Here is an 11723-nt window from a genome sequence, read left to right as displayed (position 1 = left end):
CCGGGCCCGCGGCCCGCTCCGGGTCGTCCGGCGGGTCCGTACGATGATGGGGTGCTCGCCGTCCTTCGTTCCCTCTGGGACGAACCCCGCCCCCCGGACGCTCCGCGGCGCGTGTGGCGGGACTGGGTGCTCGTGGGGGTGATCGTCCCGGTCGCGGTGCTCGAAGGGGTCCTGCGTCCGGACCTGCCGTGGCGGGCCGTCTCGGTGGGCGTCGCCGTCGCGCTGGCGCCCACCCTGCTGTGGCGCCGCACCAGGCCGCTGCTGATGGTCGTGATCTGCTTCGCCGTCGGCGGGCTGCCCTCCCTGCTGGTGGGCGAGCCCCTGTCGGAGCTGTACACGATGATCTACCAGCTCATCCTCCCGTACGCGCTGTTCCGGTGGGGGTCGGGACGCGAGGCCGTGACCGGGCTCGTGATCATGCTCGCCTCGGCCGCCCTCACCGTGCTCAGCGTGCACACCACCGTCGCCGACGCGGTCGGCGCGTTCGCCTTCCTGTCCTCGACCGTCACCCTGGGCGGGGCGCTGCGCTACCGGGCCCGGGCCAGGGCGCGCGAGCTCGACCAGGCCAAGCTGCTCGAACGCGAACAGCTCGCCCGCGACCTGCACGACACCGTCGCCCACCACGTCTCGGCGATGGCGATACGCGCCCAGGCGGGCCTGGCCACGTCGGACTCACGACCGGAGGCCGCCACCGACGCGCTGCGCGTGATCGAGGCCGAGGCGGGACGCGCCCTGGCCGAGATGCAGGCCATGGTCCGCGTCCTGCGCACGGACCGTCCGATGGACCTGGCGCCCGGCCGGCGCATCGCCGACATCGAGCACCTCGCGGACCACGGCTCCTCCGGCCCGTCCGTCGACGTGAAGATCTCGGGCGATCTCGGCGACCTCCCCCCGTCGGTGGAGGCCGCGATCTACCGCCTCGCGCAGGAGTCCGTCACCAACGCCAGACGGCACGCGCGGCACGCCACCCGCATCGAGGTCCGCGTCACCGCCGACGACGCGTCGGTGCGCCTGCGCGTGAACGACGACGGCGACGGCGGCCTCATCCGCCCGGTCGCGTCACCGGGGTACGGGCTCATCGGCATGATCGAGCGCGCCCACCTGCTCCGCGGCACCTGCGTGGCCGGCCCGGACCCCGACCGGGGCTGGACCGTGAGCGCCGTGCTGCCCCGGACCGGAGCGGCGACGTGAGCGTACGGGTGCTCGTCGCCGACGACCAGGAGATCGTCCGCACCGGGCTCACCATGATCCTCAACGCCCAGCCGGGCATCGAGGTCGTCGGCGAGGCCGGCGACGGGCGGCGGGCCGTCGAGCTCGCACGGCGGCTGCGCCCCGACGTGTGCCTGTTCGACATCCGCATGCCCGGCATCGACGGCATCGAGGCCACCCGCGCCCTCGCCGGACCGGACGTCCCCGACCCCCTCGCCGTCGTCGTCATCACCACCTTCGACCTGGACGAGTACGTCTACGCCGCGCTCAGGGCCGGCGCCCGGGGGTTCCTGCTCAAGAACGCCGGCGCGGTCCTGCTCTCCCAGGCCGTCCACGCCGCCGCCGACGGTGACGCGCTCATCGCCCCGAGCGTCACCGCGCGCCTGCTCGGGACCTTCACCCGCAACGCGGGCGCGACCCCGGTGCGGCCCGTCGAGGCGCTCACCGACCGGGAGGAGCAGATCCTGGCCGCCGTGGCGCGCGGGCGGACCAACAACGAGATCGCCGCCGAGCTGTACATCTCCCTCAGCACCGTCAAGTCCCACATCGCCAGCCTGATGGCCAAGCTCGGCGCCCGCAATCGCGTCGAGATCGCGATATGGGCCTACGAGACCGGCCGCGCCGGGAGCTGAACCGAGCCGGTGGCCGCTCACGGGACGACCCGGGCCCGGACCCGGGCCGGAACGGTGGCGCTCACGGGACGACCCGGGCCGGGACCCGGCTCGGAACGGTGACGACCCCCGTCAGGATCCGGGCCGGAACGGTGGCCGCTCACGGACGATCACGTCGGGGACGCGGCCTCCCACGGATGATCCGTTCGGCCACCACGACGTTGATCACCCAGCCGGCGGCCATGAGCAGCGCGGTGGTGACCTTGCCCGGCGTCCCGACGATCAGGAACCACGGCATGAGGGTCAGCACCTGCGTGCCCGCGCCCAGCCCGATCGCGTACCCGCGGATCATCCAGGCACGGTGCCGGGCGACGTCCCGCCGCCGGATCGCGGCGACGCCCAGGACGATGGCCACCACCATGGCCGTGCCGAACACGAGCCGGACGGCGGACAGCAGATCGCTCCCCTCGGGGGCGGGCGGATAGAACACCGTCATCCACAACCCCGTGAGCGCCGCGACGAGCCCGGCCGGGACCAGGACCCGCCCGGCGGCGCGGTGCAGGCCGGGTCTGCGCCGGCGGAGACCGGTGGCGAACTGGAACGCCCCCAGAAGCGTGTACAGGCCGACGCCCACGATGTGCAGCACCACGGGCACGGGCGCCGCGAAGAACCGCGCGTTCTCCGGCGTGATCTCCGCACCACCGGTCAGCTCGGTCAGGCGGGCGGCTCCGGCGACCAGGGGGACGACGCCGAGCGCGATCAGCCCGGCGAGCGCGAGCCGGTTCGTCCCGCCCTTTCCGCCTTTCGCCCCGGCGTTCCTTCCACCGTTCGTCCCGGCGCTCGTTCCGCCGTCCGGCCTCGCGCCCGGTCCGGTGGAGGTTCCCCGCGTGTCCCGTCCGTCCGCGGGTCGGTGTCGCGGCGGCTGCTCGGACAGGGTGCGGCCCGTCGGGCTCTCATCGGTCATGCCCCGATCGTGACCGCCGGCACGGCGGCGGTCATCGCCGGAAAGGCCCGCTCCGCACTGGCCGATCATCCACTGATCAGGCGTACTTTCGGCCGATGGACCCTCCGCGCGGGACTCCTACGCTGACCCTGCGTGGCCCGGGACGCGCTCGTCACCGTCCGGCCGCCGGCACCGGCGGCCCCGGCGCTCCACGGGCCGTCCAGCGGCGCGGGCGACGCGCCGATCCGGCCGCTCCATGAGGCTGACGGCCTCCGGCGGGCCGATGTCCCGTCCCGCACCCACGAGGAATGAGGAATGTCATGAAGGCGTTCGTCCTGCGTTCGTACGGCTCACCCGACGTCCTGGATCTCACCGAGATCGACACGCCCGTGCCCGCCGACGACGAGGTGCTCGTCCGGGTGCGCGCCACCTCCGTCCAGCCCTACGACTGGCACCTCATGCGGGGGGAGCCGTACGTCGCGCGCCTGATGGGCGGCGGTCCCGGGCTGCGCGCACCGAAGATCCGCGTGCTGGGCGCCGACATCGCGGGACGGGTCGAGGCGGTGGGCCGGAAGGTGACGGGGTTCCGTCCCGGTGACGAGGTCTTCGGGATGCCCAAGCAGGGCGGTTTCGCCGAGTACGCGTGCGTCCGCGAGGACGAGCTCGCGCCCAAACCGGGGAACCTTTCGTACGAGCAGGCGGCCGCGGTGCCGCTGGCGGCCATCACCGCACTGCTGGCCCTGCGGGACGCCGGGCGGGTCCGGCCGGGGCAGAGCGTGCTCGTCAACGGGGCGTCGGGAGGCGTGGGCACGTTCGCCGTACAGCTCGCCAAGGCGTTCGGCGCGAGGGTCACCGCCGTGTGCGGCACGCGGAACGTCGAGCTGGTCCGCTCGCTCGGCGCGGACGAGGTCGTCGACCGCACCGCGCGGGACTTCACCCGCGACGGGCGGCGCCACGACCTGCTCCTGGACATCGCGGGAAGCCACCCGTGGCGGGCGTACCGGCGCGTGCTGACCCCCGGCGGGACCTGCGCGCTGATCGGCGGGCCGGGCGGGCGGTGGGTGCGGCCCGTCGGCCGCATCTTCGCGACGCTCGCGATGTCGCCGTTCGTGTCGCAGAGGATCGTCATGGTCGACCTGGTCCGGAGCACGGGGATCGGGCGGAACCTGGTGACGCTGACCGAGCTCATCGAGGACGGGCGGCTCACCCCGCTCATCGACCGCCGTTACCCGTTCGAGGAGATCCCGGCGGCCGTCGGGTACCAGGAGCGGGGGCACGCGCCGGGGAAGGTCGTCGTCACGGTCTGACGGCGCGGACGGGAGCCGGCGTGGGACCGTCCCGCGGCGGGACGCGCCCGCCGGGCGTGGCATCGTGAGCCCGTGGTCCCCGGCCGGCCCGTGCCCCGGCCCGCCGTGCCCGCACCGTGCGGCCGGGCCGCCGGATCGTGGACGGTCACGATTACCCGGGAACCTCCGGAATCGAAGCGGGTGTGCGACACAGGGCGCACGGTCGGTTTAGGGTGGTGACGGCGGCACGGCGAACCCCCGCGCATCCGGCCCGCTCCGGGCGCCCCGTCGGTCTGCCCGACCACTCCCCGGCCTCCGAGAGATAGCTGAGCCATCCCCCCGTGAGCGACATCCGATCCTTCCAGGTGCCGGCCCCCCAGGACGACGGCGGTTCCGACGCCGGCCCCGGCCGGTCCACCGGCGGACAGGGCCGGAGGTCCGACCCGGGACCGGACGCGTCCCGGACCCCGCCCCTGGGATTCGAGCCGTCCCGCTCCCCGTGGCCGGAGTCCGGCGGACACCGCCTTCCCGACCCGGAGCCCGGCGACTCCCGGCCTTCCCGATCCTCCGAGCCCTCCGGGCCTTCCGGGCCTTCCGGGCCCTCCCGGCCCGCGTGGCCGGAGCCGCCCGGCCACGGCGCCACCACCTTCGGCCGGTCGCCCCGGCACGGCGGCCCGCGCGACGACGTACGCGACGACACGCGTGACGACCGCCCCGGTGAGGCCACCGAGTGGGGGGCCTACCCGGTGTACCGGGAGGCCCACCCCGGCGAGCCGTACGACTCCCGCGATCCGCTCGACCTGTCCAAGCCGCTGGAGCCCGAGCCGGTGCCCCGGGGCGCCTCCTGGAGCCCCGACGACCCGGCCTGGTCCCAGGAGGGGTCGTTCTGGGCGCGCGACGACCAGTCCTGGGGGCAGGAGAGCCTCGCCTGGGCACAGGATGGCCCGGCCTGGGCGCGCGAGGACCTCCCGGGGACACCCCCCCTGGGAACGCCCGCTCCTCTGGGAACACCCGATCCGCCGGGAGTCGCTCCCCCGCGGACGCCCGAGGACCGCGCCGGCGGGCACGACGACCGGGCCTGGATGCGGGACGCGTCCTGGGCCCAGGAGCGTCCCCCCGCCCCGCGCACCCCCTCGCACGGCTCCGACCCGTACGGCCCGGCGTCGCAGGGTCCCGCCTCCCACGGCTCCGACCCGTACGCCGCCTCCCGGGTCCCCGCCCCCCGGCCGGACCGGGGGGTGCCCCCCGGCTCCCCGCCGCCCGCCCATCCGACTGCCCACCCGCAGCCGGGCGCGCACCCGTACGCCGTGCCCCCGCCGGGTGGGGCGGCCCGGCCCCAGGGGCACGGCCGGACGGCAGGCCCGGGGCACCCGTCGTTCCCCGAGCCGTTCCCCGGTGCCGGACACCCCCACACCGCACCGCAGTCGGCGCCGCAGTCCGCACCGCAGTCAGCACCGCAGACCGGGCGGTCCCTGCCGCGGGCCGCCCCCGTGCCGGGTCCCGTCCCGACTCCGGCTCCGGCTCCGGCTCCGGCTCCGGCTCCGGAGGAGCGTCCCTTCTCCTACTGGGAGAACGCCGGTGGCCAGGGCGAGCCCTCGTTCTGGAACCAGGGGCCCGCGGCCGAGCAGGAGCGGCGGGCCGAGCGCGAGCGCGAGCCGGTCGCCGAGGAGCCCGCCCCCGCGGCCAGGAAGAAGCGCGAGCCCTACCTGGACAACGTGAAGTTCGTCCTGATCGCCCTGGTGGTGACGGGCCACGCGCTGGTGCCCACCCTGAAGGCGCACTCGGCCGAGGCCGCGTACCTGTTCATCTACATGTTCCACATGCCGGCGTTCGTGCTGATCAGCGGCTATCTGGGCCGCAACTTCTGGAACTCCAACGCGAAGATCAACAAGCTGGTCGACACCCTGCTGATCCCGTACGTGGTGGTGGAGATCGGGTACGCGCTGCTGCGCTTCGCGCTGGGCCAGAAGTGGACGCTCACGATCATCGACCCGGCCTGGCTGAACTGGTACCTGCTCGCCCTGGTCCTCTGGCGGATCTCCACGCCCATCTGGACCCGGATGCGGCAGCCGCTGCTGGTCGCCGTGGTCATCTACATGGCCGCGGGCTTCTCCGAGATCTCCGGCGACTTCAGCATCGACCGCTTCTTCGGCCTGCTCCCGTTCTACGTCTTCGGCCTGCTGCTCAAGCCCGAGCACTTCGACCTGCTCAAGCCCCTGTGGGTCAGGATCACCTCGGCGGTCGTCCTGGCCTGCGCCGCCGGGGTGGCGATCGTCATCGCGCCCCGGGTGCCGCTCGACCCGATCTACTTCCGCTACAGCTTCAAGGCCATGGACATGACCTGGTGGCTGGGGTTCGGGGTGCGCGCCGCCGTGCTGGTCGCGGCGCTGGTCATGACGTTCGCGGTGCTCGCGCTGGTGCCCAGGCGCGAGACCTGGTTCTCCGACCTGGGGACCCGCACCCTGTACGCCTACCTGCTGCACGGCGTCGTCGTGGTCATCGCCAAGGACCAGGGCTGGCTGAGCTTCCCCTGGCTGTACGGCCCGCTGGGCGTGGCCGCGATCGCGTCGAGCTCGCTGGCCCTGGCCATCGTGCTCTGCCTGCCCGAGACCCGCAGGCTCTTCAAGTGGCTGCTCGAACCCCGCCTGGTCTGGCTCTACCGCCGCCCGTCCCCGGCGCCCGCCGACGCCGCCGCGACGTCCGGCCGACCCGCCGGACCGGAGGGGCCCGCCGGAGCTGCCGGGCCCGCCCAGGAGAGTTCAGCGGCGGTTCCCCGGTAGTTAACCCAACCCCTCCGGGGAGGACGGAACAAACGCCCACCATCGGCGTATGCGGGTATGTGTCGCCACGATCGTTCATCACCCGGAAGACGCCCGGATCATGCACCGGCAGATCCGGGCGCTTCTGGACGCCGGCCACGAGATCACCTACGTCGCCCCCTTCACCGACTGCAACGTCACCCCGGATCCGCCGATCCGCGCGATCGACGTGCCGCGGGCGATCGGCAACCGCCGCGGGCGCTCGATCAAGGCCGCCCGCAGGGCTCTCGCCCGCGGGGTGGAGGGCGCCGACCTGCTGATCGTGCACGACCTGGAGCTGCTGTTCCGGCTGCCTGGACGCCGCCCCGTCACGGTCTGGGACGTACGCGCCGCCGCCGTGCAGGACGCGGGCTCCGGCCCCGCCTGGCACCCGCGCCGGGCCCTGTCCGCGCTGGTACGCCGCGTCGAGGCCCGCGCCGAACGCGACCTGCGCCTCATCCTGTCCGAGGAGTCCCTGCGCGACCGGTTCGACCGGCCCCACCCGGTGGTGCCCGACGCCGCCTACGTGCCGGCCCTCCCGCCCGCGCCGCCCGGTCGCAACCGGGTGGTCCACATCGGCCACCTGTCCGAGGCCGGTGGCGTGGACGAGCTGATCGGCATGGCCCGCGCGCTGCTCCCGTACGGGATCAGGCTCGACCTCATCGGCTCGGCCGACGCCCGGGTCAGGCCGATGCTGCGGGACGCGCAGCGGCAGGGCCTGCTCGACTGGTACGGCCACGTGCCCAACCGGCACGCGCTGCGGATGGCCGAGGGCGCGATCGCCGGCCTGTCGCTCCCCCGCCGGGCGCCGGGCCGGCCCCCGCTGCCGGCCAAGGTCATCGACTACATGTCGCGCGGGATCCCGGTGGTCACCACGCCGCTGCCCGCCGTGACCGCGCTGGTCGAGCGGACCGGGTGCGGGACCGTCGTCCCCTACGGGGACGCGGACGCGGCCGTACGCGCGGTGCTGGCCCTGCGGGACGACCCGGCGGGGGCCGCGGAGATGGGGGCGCGCGGTCACGCCGAGGCACTGGCCCATCACAACTGGCCGGACAAAGCCGGTGAATTCATAGGAATGCTTGAGGAATGGGCAGGTAAAACAGTGACGTCACGGCTGGAGATTGGTGTACTGGAGGCATGGCACGTCATCTGATCCAGGGACGCGAGGTCGCCATGCCGGTGCGCATCCGCGACGTCGCGGTCTGCGCCGCCTCCTACCTGGTCCGGGCGGACGCCGCGCGAGCCGTGATCGCCTACTCGAACCTGGACGTCGCCGAGGTGCTGCCCCGTAAGGCGCTGTGCACGCTGATGTTCGCCGACTACGTCGACGGCGACCTGGACCCGTACCACGAGTTCGGCATCGCCTTCCTGGTCCGGCCTCCCGGGTCCGGCCACGCCCCGGGCGGCGGGCTGCGCGCGAACCTGGCCGAGCTGCGCACGGCGGGCGCGGGGGCGTTCGTCCACTGGCTCCCCGTCGACCAGGGCTTCACCCTGGAGGCCGGCCGCTCGATCTGGGGCTTTCCCAAGGAGCTCGCCGACATCGACCTGCGCCTGTCCACCCCCTACAAGCGGTGCATCCTGCGCAAGGACGGCCGCATGGTGCTGGACCTGCTGATCAAACCCGGCGTCCCGGTGCCGGGCACCGGGATGATGACCGCCATGGACGCCTACAGCCACCTGGAGGGCGTCACCCGGCGTATCCCGTGGTCGATGACCCCCCGGGGCGTCCGGGCACGTCCCGGAGGCGCGCTGATCCGGCTGGGCAACCACTCGATCGCCAAGGAGCTGAGCGAGCTCGGCCTGCCCAGGCGCGCCCTGATGACGACCACGGTCTCCCACATGGCCATGTCCTTCGGCGAGGCCAAGGAGCCCTGACCGGCCACGGGACCGGCCGGTCGGCGAGCGGGAAGGGCCTGCGCGAAGGGGTTCCTCCGGCCGAACGCCGCCCCCGGCCCGTCCACGCCGGTCAGCGAGGGGGAAGGGCCCTGCGCGGCGGGACCGGGACGCGGCCGAGGTCGCGGGCGACGACCACGTCCCCACCGAACACCGCGGCCGCCTGGGCGGCGAAGCGTTCCTCGTCCTCGGCGCGGTACCGCTCGGAGAAGTGGGTCAGGACCAGCCGCGCGACCCCGCCCTCGGAGGCGACCCGGCCCGCCTGCCCCGCCGTGAGATGCCCGTGGTCCCGGGCCAGGGCGGCGTCCTCGTCCAGGTAGGTCGACTCGATGACCAGCAGGTCCGTGCCGTCGGCCAGCTCGAAGACCGGGTCGCAGAGCCGGGTGTCCATGACGAAGGCCATCTTCTGGCCGGGACGGCGCACCCCGCACTCGGCCAGCGTCACCGTCCGGCCGTCCGGAGCGGTGACCCGGCCGTCCCGCTGGAGCCGCCCGATGTCGGGGCCGCGCACGCCGCGGGCGGCGAGCTCGTCCGGGAGCATGGTGACGCCGTCGGGCTCGGTCAGCCGGTAACCGTACGCCTCCACCGGATGGTCGAGCCTGCGGGCCGTCAGCGTGAAGGGCGCGCCGCCGGTGTCGAGCTCGGCCACCGGCCCCGAGAGCGGGTGCTCGCGGATCCGTACGACGTCGTGGAAGACCGTCGCGTGCCGCAGCCGCTCCCAGTACCGTTCGCCGCTCGCCGGGAAGGCCGCGTCCGCCTCGGTCACCCCGTCCCGCGACATCCGCTGGACGATCCCCGGCACCCCCAGGCAGTGGTCGCCGTGGAAATGCGTCAGGCAGATCCAGTCGACGTCGTGCACGCCCACGCCCGCGTGGATCATCTGCCGCTGCGTGCCCTCGCCGGGGTCGAACAGCAGGCCGTACCCGTCCCAGCGCAGCAGATGGCCGTTGTGGTTGCGGCGGCGGGTGGGGACCGCGCTGGAGGTGCCCAGGACGACGAGTTCTCGGTTCGACACGAAGGCGATGGTAGGCGCTCACGGGCCGGGCACACCCGCGGGGGCGGGGGTCAGGCGTCGAGGTCCAGCAGCGGCAGCTCGGTCCTGGTCGGCAGGCCCTGCCAGTCGCTGGGGCCCGACGAGGCGAAGGCCCCGAGCAGGAAGCCGCGGCGCAGCCGGTCCGCGGGGTGCAGCCCTTCCAGCAGCGCGCTGAGGTAACCCGCCACGAAGGCGTCCCCCGACCCGTTGCGGTCCACCACGGGCGTGGACAGGCCGGGCGCGTCGTGACGGACGCCGTCCACCCGGACGCTCGCCCCCCGGGTGCCGCGGATCACGATGACCTCGCGGTCCCCGGTGAGCGCGGGTTTGACCAGGTCGAGCTCGCTCTGCCGGACGAAGAGCACGTCGGCCGAGCACGCCAGCACGCTGAGGATCTCCTCGGCCTCGCGCAGGTCCGGCCAGAGCCGGTCGTTGTAGTCGATCGCGACCGAGACCGCGACCCCGGCGGTCCGCGCCGCCCGTATCGCGGCGTTCATGGCGTCGCGCGCGCTCAGCGCGGCCGTGATCCCGCTGACGTGCAGCAGGCGGGAGGCCGCGATCCGGTCGATCGGGACGTTGCCCTGGGCTAGCCTGACCCCGGTGCGGTAGTAGGTGACCCAGGGGGGCTGGCCGAGCCTGGACTCCCGCAGGAGCAGACCGGTCGGCGCCGCCTCGTCCACCCTGACGTCGGAGACGTCCACGCCCTCGCCGCGCAGCGCCGTGAGGATCCGCGCGCCCAGCTCGTCGTCGCCGACCTTGCCCAGCCAGCCGACCCCGTGCCCGAGCCGGGCCAGCCCGACCGCGACGGTGAACTCCGCGCCGGTGACGTCCAGCCTGGCCTCGTGCTCGTGGCGGATCCGGCCGCTGGTGACGACGCCGAACGCCTCGCCCAGGGTGTACACGTCCACGGTGGAGGGGGTCAGACGATCGGGGGACGGCCGAGGCGGAGCATCCGCCAGGCGGTGTTCCAGCCCATCGGGCGGCGCTCTCCGGCGGGCTCGCGCAGCCCCTCGACGAAGCCGGTGAACCAGGCGCGCAGGGCGGAGCGGGAGCGCTCGCGGACCAGCGTCAGGACGATCCAGTTGAGCAGGTACAGCACCGCCAGGACCCAGGGGAGGTTGCGGCGGGCCAGCCAGACCCGGTTGCGGGCGTTGAGCCGGTAGAAGTCGGCGTGCCGGGTGGGGGGGACCTGCGGGTGGTACATGACGGTCTTGGCGTCGTACTCGATGCGGTAGCCCTCGCCGAGGAGCCGCCAGGCCAGGTCGGTCTCCTCGTGCGCGTAGAAGAACCGCTCGGGAAGCCCGCCGACCTGGAGGAACGCCGAACGGCGGATCGCGCACGCGCCGCCCAGGAAGGTGGTCACCGGGGAGGAGCGCTCGGGGTCGCCCGCGCGCAGCCGGGGGACGTGCCGGCGCTGCCCGACGCCCCCGTCGGGGTCCTTCACCCGGAAGGAGACGACCGCGAGGTCGTGCTCGGTGGAGAAGCGCTCCCGCAGGTGGGCCACCAGGCCGGTGTCGGCGTACCAGCCGTCGTCGTCGAGGAAGAGGACGACGTCGCCCGAGCACTCCTCGACGCCCCGGTTGCGGCCCGCGGGGATGCCCGCGTTGTGGCTCAGCCGCACGCTCCTGATCGAGGCCGAGGAACCGGCGGGCACCGAGACCGACAGCTCGGGGACGTCGGCGCCGTTACCGACGATCACCACCTCGACGTCGCCGTCGACCTGGTTCAGCGCGGACTCCACCGCCCGGTCCAGCTCGGGGACCCGGTTGCCCATGGTGAGGATGACGCACGAGATCTTCAACGGGTCATCGCCTTGACGCGTCGAGAGCACGTGCGGAGCATACTTTCATGATCACCGAGTCTGCTGGATCGGGCACATCTGGCCGGGCCTGGGGTTCTGCGTTTACCGGGGAACAAGCGTATCGGAACCGCCGACGAACACCCACCAAA

At 73.9% G+C, this 11723-nt stretch carries 10 protein-coding genes; 6 read left to right on the top strand and 4 right to left on the bottom strand.

Features of this window, described 5'->3' with window-relative positions; translation table 11 throughout:
- Window positions 1–51: 51 nt before the first annotated feature.
- Window positions 52–1191 (top strand): sensor histidine kinase, encoded by a 1140-nt coding sequence (locus ACZ6RT_RS16310; protein ID WP_470154221.1) that lies wholly within the window; start codon window positions 52–54, stop codon window positions 1189–1191.
- Window positions 1188–1841: a response regulator gene (locus ACZ6RT_RS16305; protein ID WP_399185953.1), complete on the top strand. Its 654-nt coding sequence runs from the start codon at window positions 1188–1190 to the stop codon at window positions 1839–1841. The genes ACZ6RT_RS16310 and ACZ6RT_RS16305 overlap by 4 nt, the downstream gene beginning before the upstream one ends.
- 139 nt (window positions 1842–1980) lie before the next feature.
- Here the strand turns inward: ACZ6RT_RS16305 and ACZ6RT_RS16300 are convergent, their stop codons facing one another.
- Window positions 1981–2784: a DUF2306 domain-containing protein gene (locus ACZ6RT_RS16300; protein WP_470154220.1), complete on the bottom strand. Its 804-nt coding sequence runs from the start codon at window positions 2782–2784 to the stop codon at window positions 1981–1983.
- Window positions 2785–3083: 299 nt separating this feature from the next.
- Between ACZ6RT_RS16300 and ACZ6RT_RS16295 the strand changes: the two genes are divergently transcribed.
- The 4 genes from ACZ6RT_RS16295 (at window position 3084) to ACZ6RT_RS16280 (ending at window position 8722) form a co-directional block, all read left to right on the top strand.
- Window positions 3084–4070, top strand: coding sequence for an NAD(P)-dependent alcohol dehydrogenase (locus ACZ6RT_RS16295; RefSeq protein ID WP_399185951.1), 987 nt, complete (start codon window positions 3084–3086; stop codon window positions 4068–4070).
- A gap of 320 nt (window positions 4071–4390) precedes the next feature.
- Window positions 4391–6829, top strand: coding sequence for an acyltransferase family protein (locus ACZ6RT_RS16290; RefSeq protein ID WP_470154217.1), 2439 nt, complete (start codon window positions 4391–4393; stop codon window positions 6827–6829).
- 100 nt (window positions 6830–6929) lie between these two features.
- On the top strand, window positions 6930–8000 hold the full coding sequence (locus tag ACZ6RT_RS16285) for a glycosyltransferase (RefSeq protein WP_470154215.1): 1071 nt from the start codon (window positions 6930–6932) through the stop codon (window positions 7998–8000).
- Complete coding sequence (locus ACZ6RT_RS16280; protein WP_399185948.1) at window positions 7985–8722, top strand: acetoacetate decarboxylase family protein; 738 nt, start codon at window positions 7985–7987, stop codon at window positions 8720–8722. Before ACZ6RT_RS16285 ends, ACZ6RT_RS16280 begins: the two co-directional genes overlap by 16 nt.
- A gap of 91 nt (window positions 8723–8813) precedes the next feature.
- Here ACZ6RT_RS16280 and ACZ6RT_RS16275 read toward each other — a convergent pair whose 3' ends face one another.
- Genes ACZ6RT_RS16275 through ACZ6RT_RS16265 form a run of 3 tightly spaced genes read right to left on the bottom strand, consistent with a single transcriptional unit; the run spans window position 8814 to window position 11574 of the window.
- Entirely contained in the window at window positions 8814–9755 is a 942-nt protein-coding gene (locus ACZ6RT_RS16275) for a ribonuclease Z (protein ID WP_470154213.1), read from the bottom strand.
- A gap of 50 nt (window positions 9756–9805) precedes the next feature.
- Window positions 9806–10681 carry a sugar kinase gene (locus ACZ6RT_RS16270; RefSeq protein ID WP_399185946.1) on the bottom strand — a complete coding sequence of 292 codons (876 nt, stop codon included), beginning with the start codon at window positions 10679–10681 and terminating at the stop codon, window positions 9806–9808.
- An 11-nt stretch (window positions 10682–10692) separates the two neighbouring features.
- Complete coding sequence (locus tag ACZ6RT_RS16265; RefSeq protein ID WP_399186097.1) at window positions 10693–11574, bottom strand: glycosyltransferase family 2 protein; 882 nt, start codon at window positions 11572–11574, stop codon at window positions 10693–10695.
- Window positions 11575–11723 lie beyond the last annotated feature (149 nt).

The sequence above is a fragment of the Streptosporangium sp. NPDC050148 genome (genome assembly GCF_055586505.1).
Note: the sequence above shows the minus strand (reverse complement) of the source record. Positions and strands in the feature narration are given on the sequence as shown.

Coding starts and splice junctions, on each gene's coding strand:
- ACZ6RT_RS16300 (WP_470154220.1), bottom strand. CDS start 2,784: ATGACCGATGAGAGCCCGACGGGCCGCACCCTGTCCGAGCAGCCGCCG.
- ACZ6RT_RS16295 (WP_399185951.1), top strand. CDS start 3,084: ATGAAGGCGTTCGTCCTGCGTTCGTACGGCTCACCCGACGTCCTGGAT.
- ACZ6RT_RS16285 (WP_470154215.1), top strand. CDS start 6,930: ATGCACCGGCAGATCCGGGCGCTTCTGGACGCCGGCCACGAGATCACC.
- ACZ6RT_RS16280 (WP_399185948.1), top strand. CDS start 7,985: ATGGCACGTCATCTGATCCAGGGACGCGAGGTCGCCATGCCGGTGCGC.